The organism is Pandoraea sp. CB10b_02 (assembly GCF_002216225.1).
GTDB classification, from domain to species: Bacteria; Pseudomonadota; Gammaproteobacteria; order Burkholderiales; family Burkholderiaceae; genus Pandoraea; species Pandoraea nosoerga.
The window spans coordinates 288,701-307,081 of the sequence record NZ_NJGW02000001.1; the positions used below are offsets into that span (position 1 = coordinate 288,701).

An 18,381-nucleotide genomic window follows, 5' to 3' on the forward strand; every position below is an offset into this window, starting at 1 on the left:
GGCAACGTCAGGACACGGCGTTGATCTGGATGTGATACACGCCCCACGGGCACAGCGTGAACTGTTCCTTGAGCGGCTTGCCGGCGAGCGCCGGGATCTTCGCCGGATCGTACACCGCCCACAGGGGGCCCAGGCCACCCAGGGCGAGCGGCTTGTCGTCGAGGTGTGTGGCGAGCAGGAAACGGTACTCGCGCACAGTGCCCAGCGTGGTCGCCACGACGTAGCCGTCGAGCGCCCGCAACAGCACTTGCGTGGCCGGGTTGGCCGGGGCGCCCGTGCTCGCGAGCACGTCGGCGAGCAGCGGGCCGCGCAGCGTATGGGGCTTCGCGTCGTATTCGAGGGTGGGACGGACCGTCCGGGCGGCCATGCGCGCGAGCATGCCGAAGTCAAACGCGTATGCCGCGTCGAACTGGACCAGCTGCTTGTGCAGGAGCTGGTCGAGCGCCGGGTCGACGGGGCCGCGGTTATGGCGGCCAATGGCTCCGCTCACCGTCACGAGCGGCGTGGTGGCTGGCGGGACTGGAGCTGCGGACGGTGCCGCGGAAGGTGTCGCGGAAGGTGTCGCGGAAGGTGCGGCAAACAACGGCGCGGAGGTGCCGAGCGCGAGCGCACCGGCCAGGAATTCACGTTTTTGCATGACGTTGGCGAAGACGATGAACAAACAGGGGCGGCACCACACGCAACCTGGCTGGCCGCATGCGGACGAACGCAGCGCCCCCGCCCGGTGGCGAGAGCGTAACACCGAAGCCGCGGCCTCGCCCATCATGAATAAATTTAAAGAGAATCACAAATAAGACCATTTTCATTCATGAAAGAGGGTCTCTATGATCGTCGTCACGATTTCACTCATCCGGCGGCAAGCGTCATAAGAGAACATGGCAACGACACACAACCTGGGATTTCCGCGCATTGGCGCAAAGCGTGAACTGAAGTTCGGTCTGGAAGCGTATTGGAAGGGGCAGTCGTCGCGAGACGAACTCAAGGCGCTGGGCGTCTTGCTGCGTCAACGTCACTGGCAGGACCAGGCGGCGCTCGATCTGGTGCCGGCGGGCGACTTCGCGTTTTACGATCAGGTGCTCGACATGAGCTTCACGCTCGGCAACCTGCCCGAACGCGTGCGAGGCTTTCATGGCGATGCGCTGGACAACTACTTTCGCGTGGCGCGAGGCCGCTCGGCGCTGAGCGCGCAGGCCCACACCGAGTGCTGCGGCGGCGTGGCGGCCGGCGAGATGACGAAGTGGTTCGATACCAACTATCACTACATCGTGCCGGAGTTCTCCGCCGCCACGGTGTTCTCGCTCGACGCATCGCGTCTGGTCGACCAACTCGCCGAAGCGCGCGCCGCCGGGGTGAGCGCCAAGCCGGTCATCATCGGGCCGGTGACCTATCTCTGGCTCGGCAAGGCGAAAGACGACAGCGACAAGCTCGCCCTGCTCCCTCGCCTGCTGCCGGTCTACGTGAAGCTGCTCGAAACGCTCGCGGCACAAGGCGCGCAGTGGGTACAGATCGACGAGCCGATTCTGGTGACCGAGCTGAGCGCCGAGTGGCAGGACGCCTTCGAGACCGCTTATGCCGCCCTGGCCGTCACACCGATCAAGCGCCTGCTCACCACGTACTTCGGCGAATTGCGCGAGAACCTGCCGCTGGCATGCCGGCTGCCGGTCGACGGCCTTCACCTCGACGCCGTCAGCGCCCGCGGCGAAGTCGCCAAGGTCGTGGCCGCGCTGCCGACGGACAAGGTGATATCGCTCGGGGTCATCAATGGCCGCAACATCTGGAAGTCCGACCTGGGCGCCGTGCTCGAGTGGCTGGAGCCGGTTGCGGCGGCGCTTGGCGAGCGGCTGTGGATCGCGCCGTCGTGCTCGCTGCTGCACGTTCCCGTCGATCTGGACAGCGAGCGCGAGCTCGACGCGCAAATCCGCTCGTGGCTGGCCTTCGCCAGGCAGAAACTCGCCGAGCTCAACGTGCTGGCTCGCGCCATCAACGAAGGCCGCAGCGCCGTGCGCGCCGAACTGGCGGCCAACGCGGCGGCCATCGCGAGCCGCCGGGCATCCCCGCGGGTGCACAACCCATCGGTCAAGGCGGCCGTTGCCGGCATCGAAGCGTCGCTGGGCCGGCGTCAGAAGCCCTACGCCGAGCGCGCCGCAAGGCAGGCCGCCAAACTGAACCTGCCCCTCTACCCGACCACGACGATCGGTTCATTTCCGCAGACGGCCGACATCCGCGCCGCGCGCCGCCGGTACAAAGCCGGCGAGCTCGACGAGGCCGGCTACATCGCCGCGATGCGCGCGGAGATCACGCGCAGCGTGCGCGAGCAGGAAGCGCTGGGCCTGGACGTGCTCGTGCACGGCGAAGCGGAGCGCAACGACATGGTCGAGTACTTCGGAGAGCAGCTCGAGGGCTATGCGTTCAGCCAGTTCGGGTGGGTGCAGTCGTATGGTTCGCGCTGCGTGAAGCCGCCCATCATGTTCGGCGACATCAGCCGCCCCAAGGCCATGACCGTCGAATGGATCAAGTTCGCCCAGTCGCTCACCGACAAGCCGATGAAGGGCATGCTGACCGGCCCGGTGACGATCCTGAACTGGTCGTTCGTTCGCGACGACCAGCCCCGTTCGGTGTCGTGCTTGCAGCTTGCCCTCGCCATTCGCGAGGAGGTGCTGGACCTGGAACGTGCCGGCGTGCGTGTGATCCAGATCGACGAAGCGGCCCTGCGCGAAGGCTTGCCGCTGCGTCGCGCGCAATGGCAGACGTATCTGGACTGGGCGGTGGAATCATTTCGCATCGCGGCCAATGGCGTGCAGGACGATACGCAGATTCACACGCACATGTGCTATTCGGAGTTCAACGACATCATCTCGGCGATTGCCGACATGGATGCCGACGTCATCACCATCGAGACCTCGCGCTCCGATATGGAACTGCTCGACGCGTTCGACTCGTTCCAGTATCCGAACGAGATCGGACCGGGCGTGTACGACATCCACTCGCCCAACATCCCGACGCAGGCGCATATCGTGTCGCTCATGAAGAAGGCCGCCGAGCGCATTCCGGCGACGCGCCTTTGGGTCAACCCGGACTGTGGGCTGAAGACGCGCCAGTGGTCCGAGGTGATCCCCGCCCTGCAAAACATGGTCGCCGCCGCGAAGACACTGCGCGCACAGTAAGGCGATGGCGGATGGCGGATGGCGCATCGCGCGCCGACGGCGCCTCACGACGGGCTGGCGTTTGCCGGCCCGTTCCGCGTGGACGGCGAGCGCCGCATCCTGTGATTCCCCCGCGCCATGCACGCTCGGAAAAATCTCACGAAACGACGCAAAACGCGCCGCGACGGCGCCAAAACGGCACGGACTCGCCGATTACATGAAAAACGCTTGCTAAGTATTTGATTAAAAGTCGCTTTGCATGGCATAGTCGCGCGGGCACACGCCGCCGCGCGCTAAGTTTCTCCTAAGTTTCGCGCGCTATCGTGCGCCCTTGCCGCCCCGTGGCGGCAAGGTAACGCGCGCGCGCCGGCTCGGTTGCGCCGCGGAGCATTCGGGACACCATGCGGATATTGCTCGTAGAAGACGACACCATGATTGGCGAAGCCATGGCGCAGGCGCTCAAGGACGCCTCGTATGCGGCCGACTGGTGTCGCGACGGCGACGCAGCCCTCGCGGCGCTCGCCGCGCACACCTACGACCTGATGCTGCTCGACCTCGGCCTGCCCGGCCGTGACGGCTGGGAAGTGCTGCGCGCTCACCGTGGCGCGGGCGGGCGCACGCCGATCATCGTCGTGACCGCCCGCGACGGCGCCGAGGACATCATCCAGGGACTGGACCTCGGCGCGGACGATTTCGTCGTCAAGCCGTTCGAAGTCGGGGAACTGCTCGCCCGCATGCGCGCCGTCATCCGCCGCAATGCCGGCGTGGCCGTTCCCGTGCTGACCAACGGCGCCCTCTCGCTCGACCCCGCCACCCACGAGGCGACGTATGGCGAGAACCGCTGCGTGCTTTCCGCTCGCGAGTACGCGCTGCTGCACGCGCTGATGCTCCGGCCGGGGACCATCCTGTCGCGCGACGCGCTCGAGCACCGGCTGTACGGCTGGGGTGAGGAGATCGAAAGCAACATGATCGACTTCCTGATCCATTCGATCCGCAAGAAGCTCGGCGCCGACGTTATCCGCAATATCCGCGGCGCGGGCTGGCTGGTTCCCAAGGCATGATGCGCTCGCTTCAGTCGCGTCTGGTCATTACGCTGTCCGCCTGTGCGCTGGGGCTGGCCGTCGTGGCGGGCTTCGTCTCGTATGCGGCCGCGTTCCGTGAAGCGTACCGCTTTCAGGACGATCAGTTGCTGCAGCTCGCCGCGCTCGTCGACACGCGCAACCTCACCGCCGCGGACACCGCCATGCACGGCCTGCCGCTTCAGGACCACGACTACCGCCTCACGGTGCAACGACTCGGCGGCACGTTTCCGGCCACGCTCGCCGACGGTTTCCACACCGTCACCACCGGCGGCCACACCTGGCGGGCCTTCGTGCGCACGATCGGGCCGTCGCAGCGCATCGTGGTCGCCCAACCCACGGAGGGTCGCAACGAGATCGCACGCAACAGTGGCCTGCGCACGGCCGTCCCGTTCGTTGTATTGGTGCCGCTGCTCATCGGCGCCATCGTGCTCACGGTGCGGCGCGCCTGGCGGCCGGTGCAGCGGCTCGCCGGCGAGATCGACAAGCGCCGCAATACCGACCTGCGCCCCCTCGATACGCGCGGCACGCCGACCGAGATCGAGCCGTTCGTCGTGTCGATCAACCGGTTGCTGGCGCGTCTGGCCAAGGCGCTCGACGAGCAGCGCCGGTTCGTGGCGGACGCCGCGCACGAGTTGCGCTCGCCGGTGACCGCGTTGGTGATTCAGGCCGAGAACCTCGACCGCGCGCTGGCGCCGGCGCCGCTCGACGCCGAAACGCGCAATCGTCTCACGCGGCTCAAGAGCGGCTTGCAGCGCACCCGCACGCTGCTCGAGCAATTGCTCACGTTGGCGCGCGCGCAGAACGTGCCGGTGGTGGCCGTCACGCCGCTGACACTGCTGCCGGCCGTGCATGAAGCGCTCGAAGACGTTTTCGTGCTGGCCGATCGCAAGCAGATCGTGCTCGATCTGGTGGACACGTCGCCGAATGTGCCGGGCCAGCCGGGACTGCGCGTGCTCGGCACCAAGCGCGACATCGTCACGCTGCTCGGCAATCTCGTGGGCAACGCCGTGCGCTATACGCCGGAAGGCGGCACCGTCTCGGTGCGCGTGTCGGCCACCGGCCCCGACGTGGCCATCGACGTGATCGATTCGGGCCCCGGCATCGACGCCGACAAGCGCGAACACGTCTTCGACGCGTTCTATCGCGGCAGCGATCAGCGAGAGCCGCGTGAGCACGGCGGCGAAGGCACCGGGCTCGGACTGGCGATCGTGCGCGCGATCGTCGACCGGCTCGGCGGCCGCGTGACGCTCAAGGACGCCAGTCTCACGCCACCGCGCGGACTACATGTTCGTGTCACGCTGCCGAACCCCGACGCCTCGCCGTCGGCCATCCGGCCGCCATCGCCCCTACCCCCATCCCGCTGAGCACCGCTCGCGGCCCTTCAGTTCTTCTTCACCTCAAAGTCCGGAAAGCCTCGCATCCATGTCCACACGCCCTCAACGTGACGCCGGGTTGGAACCCTGGCCGATCTCTCCTGCCGCCCTGCTCTGGCTGGTCGCCGCGTTCGCGCTCGTCTGGTTCGGCGTGCTCAACCTGCGCCATCTGATCCCCAGCGACGAAGGCCGCTACGCCGAGATGGCGCGCGAAATGCTCGCCAGGGGCGACTGGGTCACGCCGCGTTACAACGGCTATCTGTATTTCGAAAAACCGCCGCTGCAGACCTGGATGAATGCGCTCACGTTCATGCTCTTCGGGCTTGGCGACTGGCAAGCGCGTTTGTGGACGGCGCTCACGGGCTTCGCCGGCGTGCTGCTCGTGGGCTACACCGGCCGGCGCGTATTCGGCGCGCGCGCGGGGTTCTTCGCTGCGCTCGCCCTCGCGAGCGCGCCGCTGTGGAGCCTGCTGGGCCACTTCAACGTGCTGGACATGGGGTTGTCGTTCATGATGGCGCTCGTGTTGTGCTCGCTGCTGCTCGCGCAGCGAGCGGGTCTCACGCACACGCAGACGCGCAACTGGATGTGGCTGTGCTGGGCCGCAATGGGCCTGTCGGTCCTCAGCAAGGGCCTGATCGGCGTGGTGCTGCCGGGCGCCGTACTCGTGATCTATACGCTGATATCGCGTGACTGGGCGCTCTGGACGCGCCTGCACATCGCCAGCGGGCTGATCGTGCTGCTCGCGGTGACCGTGCCGTGGTTCGCCGCCGTGATGGCGCGCAATCCGTCGTTCTTCGACTTCTTCTTCATCAACGAGCATTTCAACCGCTTCCTCAAGCCGGATCATCATCGCCCAGGAGCGCTGTGGTACTTCGTGCCGGTGCTCGCCGTCGGTTTCCTGCCGTGGCTGTCGATGTTGCCGCGCGTTGTCCCGGCCTCGCGCGCCTTGCCGCGCCAGCCGAACGGTTTCCGCCCGGCGCTGATGCTCGCGGTCTGGGCGGTGTTCATCTTCTGCTTCTTCTCGATTTCACACTCCAAGCTCATTTCCTATGTGCTGCCGGTGGCGCCCGCGATCGCGCTGCTGCTGGGCATCGGTCTGGCGGGATTGACGCGCGAGACGCTGCGCAAGCACCTCATCGTCTCCGTCGTGCTGTTCGTAGCCACGATCGTCACGGGGCTGGTGTTCCTCTCTCACCACTCGGATCGCCACAATCCGGTCGCGGCATACCGGGCCTTCACGTATTACCTGTACGCCGCGAGCATCGTCGGCCTGATCGGTATCGGCGTGACGCATTGGCTCGCTCAACGCAGCACGAAGCAGGCGCTTGTCGCCTTCGCGGCCACGTGGTTCGCCTTCGCGATGATCAGCGGCTCGGGCCACGAGGCGTTCGGGCGGGGCAGCTCGGGCATCGATCTGGTGCCGGCCGTGCGCGCCGAGATGGACCGCCTGGGGCCGGACACGCCGTTCTATTCGGTGGGCACGCTCGACCACACGATGCCGTATTACCTGCGCCAGCCGATGATCATGGTGGCGGTGCAGGACGAGCTCGAATTCGGTATCTCGCAGGCCCCCGATAGCTGGATTCCGACGCTCGACAAATTCGCCGACGTCTGGATGTCCGCGCCCAAGGCGCTCGCGCTGGTGGACCCGGAGAAGTTCACGGTGCTGCAAACGCTCGGCCTGCCGATGAAGGTCATCGCACGCGACGATCGACGCGTGATTATCGAGAAACCGACGGACCAGGCGGGCGCAGCGTCGTCCGACGCCGGCAAATAACGCAGGAACCGGGAGACCCGGGCGCGATCCGCGCCGGCGGCTCCCACGGAACGCGCCCGCACGCCGGCAGGCGCGTATCCTCCTGATGGGTGAACGGCACCACAAAAAAAAACGGCCGGGGGCATCACAGCACCCTCGGCCGTTTTTCTTTTTCTTCAGGGACTTACTTGGCTTTCTTCTTGCCGTCCAGAGGTCTTGCGGGACCGACCGAAACACTGGCTTCAGCCGTGAGCATCAGGAATGTGAACGTCTCTTCCAGATACAGACGGACGGTGCTCGCCGTGTGCTCGAGGTAGCCGATCGATACATCCTGGCCGATGTGCATCTCGAAGTCGCCGCCGCGTGTCGAGACGATGCAGCCGCCGTCGATGGCCGGCGCCCAGATGATCTCGCCGCTCACGATGTGGCCGATATGCTCGAGAATCGGGTAACCCTGGTCGTTCGCTTCGGCCACGGCGGTGTAGGCGTCGGCGCCGAGCAGCACGCTGTAAGGACCATCCACGCCCTCCAGGCGCAGTTGCTCGAGCGCCTTGGCGATCACGGTCGGGTAGTCGGCGATGTTCTGCGGCAGCGGCAGTACCGGATTCGACGTCCCTTCGCGCACTCCCGTGATGCCGGCAGCCCGATACCCGTCGAAGATCGCACGGTCTTCGGCGTATGCGAGCTTGATGGCCGCGTCCTTGGCCGGTTGCCAGTCGGAATCGTTGGCGCCGCGCTCGACGTCGTCGATCGCTTCGCGCGAAAGCTCGAACGGCACGCGCAGCGCCACGAGCGGCATGACTTCGCGTTGACGCGCGCCCACCCCCTCGAGCGGCGCCTCGATGGCCTTCTGATGCCCCGTACCCACGCCGGCGAGTGCAAGCCCGCCCGGCCCCTTCACATCGACCACGCGCCGGGCCGCGACGGTACGCTTGAACGTGCGCGCCACTTCCTCCTCGATCTGTTCCCACGCGGCGTTCGAAATGGGCGCAAGTTCGCGATGCAGGTTGTTCATGCCTGAGAAACTCCTTTGAGCGATCCGATGTTCAGTGAGCCTGCCGACGTGTCGGGGCCCGCATTCGTAAGAGAAGAAACCGTGACGTCGAGCACCGGGCTCGCGCGCGTGGGCGCCTGGGTGTCGAGCAATGTCTGGATGGCGGACGGGCCGGCAGCGGCCGCCGCCACCTCGGGGGTGCGCTCGGCAAGCGCCTCGAGCAGCGGCGCCGAGGGCACGAAGAACAGGCCGCCGGTGACCGCCGTGCTGAAGTCGAGCAACCGGTCGTAGTTGCCGGGCGGGCGCCCCACGAACATGTTCTCCAACATCTGCTCGATGGGCGCGGGCGAGCGGGCGTAGCCGATGAAGTACGTGCCGAACTCCGCCGAGCCGGGCCGCCCGAACGGCATGTTGTCGCGCAGGATCTTGATTTCCTTGCCGTTTTCCTCGAGCGTGGTAAGCGCGCTGTGCGACCAGCTCGGCTTCACGCCCTCGTCGAGCTCGACGTCCGAGAGCTTGGTGCGCCCGATGATGCGCTCCTGCGCCTCGATCGGCAGCGCGTTCCAGCCGGCCATGTCGTGCAGGTACTTCTGCACGAGCACGTAGCTGCCTCCCGCGAACTCGGGATCTTCGTCGCCCATCACGGTGAACTCCAGCGCCTCCTGACCCTCGGGATTCTCGGTGCCGTCGACGAAGCCGATCATGGCCCGCATGTCGAAATAACGGAAGCCGTGCACTTCGTCGACGACCGTCACGGCGTCGCCCAGCTTGTTGAGCATGAGCGTGGCCAGGTCGAAGCACAGGTCCATCTGCTCGGCACGGATGTGCAGCAGCAAGTCGCCGGGTGTCGCCGGCGCATGGCGCTTGCCCGATCCGAACTCGCGAAACGGATGCAGCTCGGCGGGACGCGGTGCGCCGAACAGGCGATCCCAGGCGCTGTCGCCAAAGCCGACCACGCACGACAGTTGCCCCGACGGCACGCGCTTGCCGACGGAGCGAACATAGGCGGCCACATCGGCGCACCAGCCGCGCACGGTGGCATGCGCGGCCTCGTCGTCGCGCACGGTGGCTACGAGAAAGATGGCACTGCGGGTCACGGTGCCCGACACGGGCTGAGGTTCAGGGGGAGACGTCGGACGTTCGGTCATTGCACTCCTGCGTGTGGCTGAGGTTCTCGGCGCCTGCGCAGGCAGCGTCGGGTCGAACGGCAGACCGTAGGCTATCGGGCGGCGACTTTTGGTGCGTCAAGTTTATAACGCAACACACCGCAATATGCCACTCCCTTGCTCAACCTCGCGTGAAAAGCCTTGCACCGTGGGGTTTTGCGACCGATCGCCAGATTTCCGTCGATTTCGCCACACGGTCGCGACAGTGCTGCTTCACCGTCGCGGCCCACCCCGTCAGGCGCCGTGCCGGCCGTGGCCACCCATCGACTGCACGGCATGTGGCGCGAAGACGGTCAGCGTTTCACCCAGCGCCTCGCGCGCATACGCCGCGGCCACCGTCATCTGCGCCAGACGCGCGCGCAACTCCAGATTTTCCCGCTCGAGATGCTGCACCCGGCGCATCGCGTCGGCCACATCGGTGAGCGCTTCATTCGCCGGCTTGTGCCCCTCGGGCATGGCGTCCAGCAAAGTAATGGCGCGGGCCAGATTCTGTTCCAGTTGCTGGACCCAGATAGACGGGCCGCTTGCGGGCAATGGACCAAAGGCGGGCGCCGCGGGCACCTCGTACAGCGCGCGTGCCCGCACGATGGCCTTCTGCACCGTGCCGGCGCTGGGGCGACGCGTCACGCCCGCCTCCGCCATGAAGCGAAGATAGGTTTGCGCCCCGTAGACCCGGTGCGTGGCTTTCCACACGTCGACAAGAAACGCATCGAGCAAAGCCGGATTGTTATGGGGATTTGCCGCGTCCGCGTTGCGCGCGGCAGCCAGCAAAGCAGCGTAGGTTGCATCGTCGAACTTTAAGGCGGACCGTGCCATGGCGATCTCCGGATGCTTGCCGTATGGGGGGCGTCGTCCGCCGGCGGGCCATCACTGGCGACACCGGCGGCGCGACGGGCCAAGCGAGCGCGTCAGCAGCACCACAACGCTTCGTTCGCGTGGTGCGATGCGCGCGAGAGAGTTCAGCGCTTATCGACTGCAGGGTTCCGGGTGATCACGGCTTCGGCGCCGGCGCCGGCGTAGGCGGCACCCACTTGCGCTTGGCGGTGGGATCCTGCGTCACCGCCACGGCAACCGCTTCGGTGTAGTCGACCGTTACGGCATCGCCCACCTTGACGCCCTCGAGCAGCTTCGGATCCTCCACGGCCACGTCCACCGTGCGCGAGGGGCCGCGTACAGTGATGACGTTGGCCTTGCGGTCGATTTTCTGCACGGTTGCCACGACCTTGAGGTTGCGCGCGGCGTCCGCGGCCGGGCGCTGGCCCGGCGCCGCCCGGTCGGCGCCTTCGGTCTGGACCCGGCTGCGGATGCCGTCGCCGGGCGCCACGGAAATCGCAACGGAGCGCTCGTAGGCCACCACGACCTTGTCGCCCTTGCGCATCTGCTCGAAATTCTTCACATCGGGGCCGACGACAAACGTCACCGGCTTGCCGTGGTCGTCCGCGACCTGAATGGTGCGATTCTTCGCGTCGACGCCGAGCAGCGTGGTGCGGAATTCAACCACACCCCCTGCAACGATCGGTGCCGGCCGGGCCGCGTCTTCAGCGTGCACTACGGTTCCCAACGACAACAGGCCGGCCAGAATCATGGCTTGCGTAAGCTTCATGGTGAGTCCTTTGTTATCGATGTACGCGACTCCCGAACCGGGGACCGCGACTTAGTTAATTATCCAAACTAAAACACCGGGACTACCGGTCCATGCATTTACCCGGGGTTTCCGCTGGATAGTAACAAAATAATTCTAAATCGCAATGAAAATTCGTTTTGCATGCAAAATATCAAATCAATCCTGCGTAATAAAAATTATCCATTCCTCCCGGCTCGCCGCTCATTCGCCATCGATAAACGCATCGGAATGATCGTCGCGGCTTGATACAGATCAATATTTGCGCGCATTGATCGCCGAATCCAGTGTAATGTGGCCCGCCCGAAAGAAACGTTTTGTTACAAATATCATCTCGTTATTAGAAAGATTCTTAATCCATTCGGATGATCATCACCAACTTGACAGTTTGCATTCCGAATTACTAATCTCCTTTTATGCGGCGCGCTGTGGCTTTGTTCGCGGCTGCACTTCCTGTGGAGGCCGCGCCCGCCTTTGCGCACTTCCCCTGGGGAGTGGTTGCGCGTCCGCCTAGCGTCGCGCCTGCACATCGATGTCGTCCCGTTCAATTCCGCTTCCGAATGAGGTCACACAGTGCGAATCCCGTCCCTACGACGCATTTGCCGAAGATTGCCCCGCCACCGTGCGCTGCTCGCCCTGCTGGCCGGCGCGCTTGCCGCCGCACCGCCGACGCTGGCGCAGGTGCCTGCTTCGGACAGCGATCTTCCTGTGCAAGGCATGCCGGAAATGCAACAGGGCGCCGTAGACGCGCTCTCTGCCATGAGCCGTTACCTGCGCTCGCTCAAACGGTTCCGCGTCGAAGCGGACACGGTAACCGACGCCGTATTGAGTACCGGGCAAAACGTCGGCTTTCTGCACCGAACCGAGTTGTCGGTCCAACGCCCCGACAAAGTGCGCGCAGTCGTGACCGGGCAGACGCGTAATCGAGGTTTGGTCTACGACGGCAGGACGTTCACGCTGTACGACCAGACGCAGGGCAAACATTTTTACAGTCAGGCAAGCGCCCCACCGACCATCGACCAGTTAATTCGGGATATCGACGAGAAATACGGTATTGGTCTGCCGCTGGCCGATCTTTTTTATTGGGGGATGGACGCCGACGATGCCTCGCAGCTTCGGTCGGCATTGTTTATCGGACTCGACCGCGTCGGGGGAGAATGGTGCAACCACTATGCTTTTCAACAGCCTGAGCTCGACTGGGAACTTTGGATACGCACTGGATCGCGCCCCCTGCCTTGTCGATTCGTCATTACGGACACCACACAGCCCTCTCGACCACGGCACGCCGTGAACTACCGCTGGGACGCCAATCCGACTTTTGCCGCCGACACCTTCACGTTCCGGGCCCCTGCCGGGGCGCAGCGCATTGAAATGCGTCCGCCCCCCGGGCCGCGAAGCGACGCACTCCCGGCAGGAGGTCAGCGATGAAGCCGCCGACCTCTCACGACCGCGCCCGAATCCGGGACAAGTTTGTCGCGCCGCGAATCACGGCTACCCGCCGAGCCGTTTGCCTGGTGACTGCAGCGGTATTCGCGGTGGCTTCCGGCGCAAGCCATGGATTCGGCTTCCATGGCGGCGCGCGCACCAGCTTGCACGGTGGTGGCTTCCACGGGGGCGCCATATCGCACGGCGGCAGTTTCGCGGGCGCCGGCCCGAGGGGTGCTCAACCCGCGCATACCCACGCGGGCGCGACCCCCGGTCCCGGCCCAGGGCCGCGGCCCGCTCCCGGCCCCGGGCCTTCGCCGAACCCGGGCCCACATCCCCCCGGTCCTGGCCCTGGCCCTGGCCCTGGTCCTGGTCCTGGTCCTGGTCCTGGTCCTGGTCCTGGCCCTGGCCCTGGTCCTGGGCCTGGACCGCACCCGCCGCCGGGCCCGGGGCCGCATCCGCCGCCCCCGCCGCCTCCGCCACCTCCCCCGCCCCCACCTCCGTATTGGGGGGGTGGTTGGTATGATCCGGTGGCGGCGGCCGTCACGATCGGTGTATCCGCGGCGATCATCGGTTCGACCGTTGCCTCGATTCCGCCCGGCTGCGTCAGCACGGTCGTCAACAATGTGGCGTATCAGCATTGCGGCTCGACGTGGTATCAACCGGTCTACTCCGGCTCCACCGTCCAGTTCGTCGTGGTCGCGGCGCCACACTGACCGAGACGATGGCGCGGGGCTTCGGCCCGGCGCCATCGTCCCGGTTCCGGCGTGCTTGTGAGGGTGACAGCGAGAACGTTATCCTTGCTTCATGAATCGCCGCATCCTCATCGCTCCCGAAGACGTCGAGCTGACCGCCATGCGCGCCCAGGGCGCCGGCGGCCAGAACGTCAACAAAGTCTCCAGCGCCATCCACCTGCGTTTCGACGTCATGCGCTCGTCTCTTCCCGAGGACGTCAAGTCTCGCCTGCTCTCGCGGCTGGATCAGCGCATCACCCAGGACGGGGTGATCGTCATCAAGGCCCAGCAGCATCGGTCACAGGAACTCAACCGCGCGGACGCACTGGCCCGTCTCCAGGCGCTGGTCGACGCAGCCGCCGTGCCGCCACGCCGGCGCATCGCCACACGCCCCACGCTGGCCAGCCAGGTGCGGCGCCGCGACGCCAAACGGGTGCGCTCGCGCCTCAAGGCGTCTCGCGGCAAAATCCGTGGTGGTGACGAGTGATACCAAAAGATAATTATTGTTATCTTTTCGCTTAAAAAGCGATCTTAAACTATCTTTTTATGGCAAAACCGTTTTCGAGATGCTAAGATAAATCATCATTTTCTCGAAAATGCACACGAACATGAGCTTCATGGAACCCCTTATCGCGGCGCGCAAGGACGCCGGGCTGACGCAGGCCGAGCTTGCCGACCGGGCCGGCCTATCGCGCATGACGGTGCAGAAAGCGGAATCCGGCGCGCTCGACCCCCGGGTGTCCACCGTGCTGGAAATGGCGCGCGCGCTCGGACTGGAACCCATGCTCGTGCCGGCCGGCCTGCGGCAGGAAGTCGAAGCCTTCCTTCGCTCCGGCGGCAAGTACCTTGCGCAGCCCAGTGGCGTATCCGCCCCGCCCTCCATCGTCGAGACGCTCGGGCGGCCGGATGCCGCCGCCGGTGCCCGCTCATGAACATCAAATACCTGCGTGCATACCTTCATCAGCCGGACGGCTCGCGCCGACCGATCGGCTACCTCTCACAGTACGGCGACATCCTGCGCATGTCGTTCGACGAAGATTACATTGCCGACGCGCAGCGCCCGACGCTCTCGCTGGCGTATCGCGGCGCCAATGAAACGGCCACCCGCGAGATTCTGGCCTCGCCGCAGGACGCCCGCCTGGTGCGCACCGACGGTCGCTGGCCGGTGTATTTCGAGAACCTGCTGCCGGAGGGCCACAACCGCGAACGGCTCGCCGCCGAGCGCCGCTGCAGCCCGGACGACGAGTTCGAGTTGCTCGCCGCCGCCGGCCACGATCTGATGGGTGCGCTGGAAGTCGAGCCGGTGCCGGCGCGCGAAGGCGTGCCGGACGTCGTGCACCGCTGGCATACCGCGCTCGGACTGGAAATGGTGGAGCCAGGTTTCGTCGATACGCCGGTGGAAGACGCCGCCTCGCTGCCGGGCGTCGTGACCAAGTTTTCGGCCATTCGCGACGGGCGCCGCTACATCGTCAAGCGCCACGGGCGGGCGGGTTCGGTCATCCTCAAGCTGCCGACCACGCGACACCCCGACCTCGTCGAGAACGAATTCACCGGCTACCGGTTGTGCGGCGCGCTCGGGCTCGACTGCGCAAAAGCCGAGATCATCTCGCGGCACGACGCCGAACTTCCCGAGCAAGTGCCCTTCGAGCACATTCTCGCGGTGCCGCGCTTCGACCGATTGCCCGACGGGCGGCGCGTTCACATGGAAGAATTCGCGCAAGTCCTGCAATACCCGCCGCGCAGCAAGTACGGACGCGGCCTGGACGTCGATTACACAACGATGCTGCGCGTGCTCGATCAGCTCTCCCGACAACCCGTGCGAGACGTGCGCGAGTTCCTCCGGCGGCTCATCGCTTTCATCCTGCTCGGAAACACCGACGCCCATCTGAAGAACTGGGCGCTGACCTATCCCGACGCCCATACGCCGCAGCTCGCACCGGTGTACGACCCGGTTTGCGTTGCCGCCTTCTTTCATGATGTCCCGCTCACGCAGTACGGCGTGAATCGCGCCATCGACAAGACGCTGCGCGCGTTTGACTGGAACGCTCTCGAAGGTCTGTTGAAAGGCGCCGGACTGCTGCGCGTGGGGCGCCTGATGACGATCGCCCGCGAGACCGTCCGCGAAGCGCAGTCGCGCTGGCCCGCCCTGCTCGGCGACGCCCCCGGCGCAGTCCGCGCCACGGTGCTCGAGCGGCTCAATGGTGGCGTCGCGCTCACGGCTTGAGCGGTTCCACCCCCGTCGGACGAAAATATTACCCGGATGATATTGCACCTCCTATAACACCCGGGTAATATTAGTCGGTGTTGACGATTCTCGTCTGTTTCCGGAGTCCGCCATGACCGCTCATTCCCCCGGTTTCACCGTCTTTCGCGATATGCGCCGTATCGCATCGGGTTCGCTCGCCGACGCCGCCATTGCTTACCAGCAAGCGACGATGGCCGACCCGAATGCGGCGGTATTCATCTTTGACGACCTGCACGGCGACACGCGCGACGTCGATGTGCGCGGCACGGCCGCCGACATCCGCGCCCGCTATGGCACACCGGCGCCGGCCGCGCCCGCAGGCGAAGCAGCTCCGGCCAGAACGCGCGGCCGCCCAAAACTCGGCGTCGTCTCCCGTGAAGTGACGCTGCTGCCCCGCCATTGGGAGTGGCTGGCGGGTCAGCCGGGCGGTGCATCCGTTGCCCTGCGCAAGCTCGTCGACGAGGCGCGCCGCAGGCACGCCGGACGCGACTTGCAGCGCCGCGCACAGGAGCGCGCATATCGCTTCATGTCCACGATCGCAGGCGATTTGCCTGGCTTCGAGGAGGCGTCGCGGGCCCTGTTCGCGAACGACCTCGAGGCGCTGGGCTCGCGTATGGCCGGCTGGCCGGACGATGTGCGCGCGCATGTGCTGCGCCTCGCATCCCCCGACGATCTCGTCGACGCGCCCGCATGAGGCCGCCCAGCCCCGGCAGGCGTCGCGTCTCACGCGGGCGCTACGCCGGGCATCGCCGGCTTGCCGGTATCGAGCGGTCGCAGGGGATCTCGGTGAGGGCGTGTTACGGCGCCTTCTGGCGCGCGTCGTACCGGGCCCAGGCGAACATGAGCATGCCGGCGCAGGAAAGCAAGGCGCCGACCCAGCCGGTCGACGTCCAACCGTAACCCGCCGTGATCGCCGCGCCGCCAAGCCACGCGCCGGCCGCGTTGGCCATATTGAAGGCGGAGTGATTGAGCGCCGCCGCGAGCGTCTGCGCCTCGCCGGCGACGTCCATGAGACGGATCTGCAAGGCCGGCCCGATGATGATGATCGTGCCGATGGCCAGCACGTTGACACCGGCGAGCCAGGGGTTCGACGACGTGAAGGTGAACGCGCCGAGCAGCAGCGCCGACCAGATCAGCGTGCCGCCGATGGCGCGCATGAGCGACGCCGCAGCAACCAGACGCGGCCCGATGACGGTGCCCGCCACCATACCCACGCCGAAGAGTGCGAGGTAGAACGGCACCCACGCTTGCGGCACACCAGCCACCTGCATGAGCGTCGGCTTGATGTAGCTGAATACGGCGAACATGCCGCCAAAGCCGATCGCGCCAATGCCCAGCGTGAGCCACACCTGCGAGCTGCGCAGTGCGCTCAACTCGCGCAGCGGGCTCGCGCCGTGGGGCGCGGGGGCGTTCGGCACCCAGCGCCAGACCATCAGTGCCGTGAGCGCACCAATGGCGCCGACCAGCACGAACGCGGCCCGCCATCCCAGCCATTGGCCGAGACCGGCGGCAAGCGGCACGCCAAACAGCGTGGCGAGCGTGAGGCCGAGCATCACCTGCCCGACCGCATGGACGCGACGGTGCGAAGGCACGAGAGACGCAGCAACGAGCGATGCCACGCCAAAGTAGGTGCCGTGCGGCAAACCGCTCAGAAAACGCAGCCCGATAAGCGCCAGGTAGTTCGGCGCCAGGGCGCTGGCGATATTCCCGATCGAGAACATCGTCATGAGGGCGATCAGAAATGCACGCCGCGGCAGGCGCACGCCGAGCACCGCCAGCAACGGCGCACCTATGACCACGCCCAATGCGTAAGTGCTGATCGCATGACCGGCTTGGGGAATGGTGATGCTCAGATCCCGGGCGACGTCCGGCAGCAGACCCATGATCACGAACTCGCCCGTACCGATACCGAAGCCGCCCATCGCCAGCGCGACGAACGACAACCACACGGGAATGGACGATAGGGGCAAAGCTTCGGCTGCCTCTGCGGGCAAGACTTGGGGGGCACTCATTGGAATTCGGTGATGACAGCAGCAGCGCGAGGCTGCCAAGTTACCGGTAGCGGCAAGAAAAAACGGCGGCGGGCGCTGCACGATATCGATGGCCGACAGGAGCATCCGCCATCGGGCGCCATCGGGCGCCATCGGGCGTACCAGGCACCGCAGCCCGGTTAAGGACGGACGCCCGGGACACCCGGGACACCCGGGACACCCGGGACACCCGGGACACCCTGTTAAGGACGCCAATTTTACGCCAATGGCCGAGATCTTGCCGAGCAGGCGCTGCAACGCAGCATTCACAACATTTCATGAGACATGAGGTTCACGGCGCCACGACGACCGACTTATCTTGCACCGCAAAAAAAGCCGGCCCAGTGGGTGGGCCGGCAATCTACGGTTGCGCTCCGGATGCGGGTACCGGATGCAATCGTATTGGGGGTCGACGAAGCGAGGTGCGCGGCAAACGCCCGGCCCGGCATGGGGGCCGCGTCGTTCGTTCGCACTCCGCTCCGGAATCCGTCGTCAGTGACGATGCTTTTTCGCTCGCCACTGACCCGACGATTCATCCTTTTCGTAGTTCTTTTTCACGGCCGTCCATGCCACCTTGTGCGCGGTTTCCTCGCGCGACTCGTGCCCCCGCCGTTCGGCGGGTTCCTTGTATTCGTCCCAGGCGGCGTTGAATGCCTTGAGGTAAATCTCCTGTGCGTGTGCGGGCAAGTGGTTCTTGACGCTCGCAGGCAAATCACGCGTTTGGTGATACGGCATGACGATGTCTCCTTGCACGCAGCCCCTCGAATCCGGTTCGCGGGACATCCATGCAGTTCCGGTGGAGCAATGTCGAG

At 65.8% G+C, this 18,381-nt stretch carries 17 protein-coding genes; 10 read left to right on the forward strand and 7 right to left on the reverse strand.

All coding sequences use genetic code 11. From position 1 onward, the window contains the following. Window positions 1–7: 7 nt before the first annotated feature. Window positions 8–637 carry a putative pterin-binding protein gene (locus tag CDN36_RS01180; protein WP_287495794.1) on the reverse strand — a complete coding sequence of 210 codons (630 nt, stop codon included), beginning with the start codon at window positions 635–637 and terminating at the stop codon, window positions 8–10. 238 nt (window positions 638–875) lie between these two features. Between CDN36_RS01180 and metE the strand changes: the two genes are divergently transcribed. The 4 genes from metE to CDN36_RS01200 all read left to right on the forward strand — a co-directional run bounded on the left by metE (window position 876) and on the right by CDN36_RS01200 (window position 7,375). After that, window positions 876–3,164 (forward strand): 5-methyltetrahydropteroyltriglutamate--homocysteine S-methyltransferase, encoded by a 2,289-nt coding sequence (metE, locus tag CDN36_RS01185; protein ID WP_287495795.1) that lies wholly within the window; start codon window positions 876–878, stop codon window positions 3,162–3,164. A 380-nt stretch (window positions 3,165–3,544) separates the two neighbouring features. Beyond that, window positions 3,545–4,204 carry a response regulator transcription factor gene (locus tag CDN36_RS01190; RefSeq protein WP_150554448.1) on the forward strand — a complete coding sequence of 220 codons (660 nt, stop codon included), beginning with the start codon at window positions 3,545–3,547 and terminating at the stop codon, window positions 4,202–4,204. Further along, entirely contained in the window at window positions 4,201–5,589 is a 1,389-nt protein-coding gene (locus tag CDN36_RS01195; RefSeq protein WP_150554449.1) for a sensor histidine kinase, read from the forward strand. The genes CDN36_RS01190 and CDN36_RS01195 overlap by 4 nt, the downstream gene beginning before the upstream one ends. A gap of 58 nt (window positions 5,590–5,647) precedes the next feature. Continuing rightward, a complete protein-coding gene (locus CDN36_RS01200) occupies window positions 5,648–7,375 on the forward strand; it encodes a glycosyltransferase family 39 protein (protein ID WP_287495796.1) in 1,728 nt (575 codons plus the stop codon). A gap of 163 nt (window positions 7,376–7,538) precedes the next feature. Here CDN36_RS01200 and CDN36_RS01205 read toward each other — a convergent pair whose 3' ends face one another. The 4 genes from CDN36_RS01205 to CDN36_RS01220 all read right to left on the reverse strand — a co-directional run bounded on the left by CDN36_RS01205 (window position 7,539) and on the right by CDN36_RS01220 (window position 11,117). Further along, window positions 7,539–8,369, reverse strand: coding sequence for a family 1 encapsulin nanocompartment shell protein (locus tag CDN36_RS01205; protein WP_287495797.1), 831 nt, complete (start codon window positions 8,367–8,369; stop codon window positions 7,539–7,541). Beyond that, on the reverse strand, window positions 8,366–9,496 hold the full coding sequence (locus CDN36_RS01210) for a Dyp-type peroxidase (protein WP_287495798.1): 1,131 nt from the start codon (window positions 9,494–9,496) through the stop codon (window positions 8,366–8,368). Before CDN36_RS01210 ends, CDN36_RS01205 begins: the two co-directional genes overlap by 4 nt. A 252-nt stretch (window positions 9,497–9,748) precedes the next feature. Then, window positions 9,749–10,330 (reverse strand): hypothetical protein, encoded by a 582-nt coding sequence (locus CDN36_RS01215; RefSeq protein WP_287495799.1) that lies wholly within the window; start codon window positions 10,328–10,330, stop codon window positions 9,749–9,751. 175 nt (window positions 10,331–10,505) lie between these two features. Further along, window positions 10,506–11,117, reverse strand: a complete 612-nt coding sequence (locus CDN36_RS01220; protein WP_287495800.1) for a hypothetical protein — start codon at window positions 11,115–11,117, stop codon at window positions 10,506–10,508. A 627-nt stretch (window positions 11,118–11,744) separates the two neighbouring features. On the opposite strand from CDN36_RS01220, the gene CDN36_RS01225 reads away from it, so the two are divergent. The 6 genes from CDN36_RS01225 to CDN36_RS01250 all read left to right on the forward strand — a co-directional run bounded on the left by CDN36_RS01225 (window position 11,745) and on the right by CDN36_RS01250 (window position 16,233). Further along, complete coding sequence (locus CDN36_RS01225; RefSeq protein WP_287495801.1) at window positions 11,745–12,563, forward strand: DUF2092 domain-containing protein; 819 nt, start codon at window positions 11,745–11,747, stop codon at window positions 12,561–12,563. Window positions 12,564–13,090: 527 nt separating this feature from the next. Then, the gene (locus CDN36_RS01230; RefSeq protein ID WP_174966255.1) at window positions 13,091–13,276 is read left to right on the forward strand and encodes a hypothetical protein; all 186 of its coding nucleotides are present in this window, start codon (window positions 13,091–13,093) and stop codon (window positions 13,274–13,276) included. 91 nt (window positions 13,277–13,367) lie between these two features. After that, a complete protein-coding gene (arfB, locus tag CDN36_RS01235; protein WP_150554457.1) occupies window positions 13,368–13,781 on the forward strand; it encodes an alternative ribosome rescue aminoacyl-tRNA hydrolase ArfB in 414 nt (137 codons plus the stop codon). Between the two features lie 121 nt (window positions 13,782–13,902). Next, the gene (locus CDN36_RS01240) at window positions 13,903–14,226 is read left to right on the forward strand and encodes a helix-turn-helix transcriptional regulator (RefSeq protein ID WP_241014137.1); all 324 of its coding nucleotides are present in this window, start codon (window positions 13,903–13,905) and stop codon (window positions 14,224–14,226) included. Beyond that, window positions 14,223–15,518 (forward strand): type II toxin-antitoxin system HipA family toxin, encoded by a 1,296-nt coding sequence (locus CDN36_RS01245; protein ID WP_287495802.1) that lies wholly within the window; start codon window positions 14,223–14,225, stop codon window positions 15,516–15,518. Before CDN36_RS01240 ends, CDN36_RS01245 begins: the two co-directional genes overlap by 4 nt. A gap of 112 nt (window positions 15,519–15,630) precedes the next feature. Next, window positions 15,631–16,233 carry a DUF2239 family protein gene (locus CDN36_RS01250; RefSeq protein ID WP_287495803.1) on the forward strand — a complete coding sequence of 201 codons (603 nt, stop codon included), beginning with the start codon at window positions 15,631–15,633 and terminating at the stop codon, window positions 16,231–16,233. 103 nt (window positions 16,234–16,336) lie between these two features. Here CDN36_RS01250 and CDN36_RS01255 read toward each other — a convergent pair whose 3' ends face one another. Both CDN36_RS01255 and CDN36_RS01260 read right to left on the reverse strand, forming a co-directional pair. Further along, window positions 16,337–17,551, reverse strand: a complete 1,215-nt coding sequence (locus tag CDN36_RS01255) for an MFS transporter (RefSeq protein WP_502920320.1) — start codon at window positions 17,549–17,551, stop codon at window positions 16,337–16,339. A 510-nt stretch (window positions 17,552–18,061) separates the two neighbouring features. Then, a complete protein-coding gene (locus tag CDN36_RS01260; RefSeq protein ID WP_150554462.1) occupies window positions 18,062–18,304 on the reverse strand; it encodes a ChaB family protein in 243 nt (80 codons plus the stop codon). Between the last annotated feature and the right edge of the window lie 77 nt (window positions 18,305–18,381).

Bases quoted from the DNA above. Each gene is read 5' to 3' on its own strand.
- CDN36_RS01260 (WP_150554462.1), bottom strand. From the start codon at position 18,304: ATGCCGTATCACCAAACGCGTGATTTGCCTGCGAGCGTCAAGAACCAC.
- arfB (WP_150554457.1), top strand. From the start codon at position 13,368: ATGAATCGCCGCATCCTCATCGCTCCCGAAGACGTCGAGCTGACCGCC.
- CDN36_RS01190 (WP_150554448.1), top strand. From the start codon at position 3,545: ATGCGGATATTGCTCGTAGAAGACGACACCATGATTGGCGAAGCCATG.
- CDN36_RS01210 (WP_287495798.1), bottom strand. From the start codon at position 9,496: ATGACCGAACGTCCGACGTCTCCCCCTGAACCTCAGCCCGTGTCGGGC.
- CDN36_RS01250 (WP_287495803.1), top strand. From the start codon at position 15,631: ATGACCGCTCATTCCCCCGGTTTCACCGTCTTTCGCGATATGCGCCGT.
- CDN36_RS01245 (WP_287495802.1), top strand. From the start codon at position 14,223: ATGAACATCAAATACCTGCGTGCATACCTTCATCAGCCGGACGGCTCG.
- CDN36_RS01180 (WP_287495794.1), bottom strand. From the start codon at position 637: ATGCAAAAACGTGAATTCCTGGCCGGTGCGCTCGCGCTCGGCACCTCC.
- CDN36_RS01205 (WP_287495797.1), bottom strand. From the start codon at position 8,369: ATGAACAACCTGCATCGCGAACTTGCGCCCATTTCGAACGCCGCGTGG.
- CDN36_RS01240 (WP_241014137.1), top strand. From the start codon at position 13,903: ATGAGCTTCATGGAACCCCTTATCGCGGCGCGCAAGGACGCCGGGCTG.
- CDN36_RS01195 (WP_150554449.1), top strand. From the start codon at position 4,201: ATGATGCGCTCGCTTCAGTCGCGTCTGGTCATTACGCTGTCCGCCTGT.
- CDN36_RS01220 (WP_287495800.1), bottom strand. From the start codon at position 11,117: ATGAAGCTTACGCAAGCCATGATTCTGGCCGGCCTGTTGTCGTTGGGA.
- metE (WP_287495795.1), top strand. From the start codon at position 876: ATGGCAACGACACACAACCTGGGATTTCCGCGCATTGGCGCAAAGCGT.
- CDN36_RS01215 (WP_287495799.1), bottom strand. From the start codon at position 10,330: ATGGCACGGTCCGCCTTAAAGTTCGACGATGCAACCTACGCTGCTTTG.
- CDN36_RS01255 (WP_502920320.1), bottom strand. From the start codon at position 17,551: ATGAGTGCCCCCCAAGTCTTGCCCGCAGAGGCAGCCGAAGCTTTGCCC.
- CDN36_RS01200 (WP_287495796.1), top strand. From the start codon at position 5,648: ATGTCCACACGCCCTCAACGTGACGCCGGGTTGGAACCCTGGCCGATC.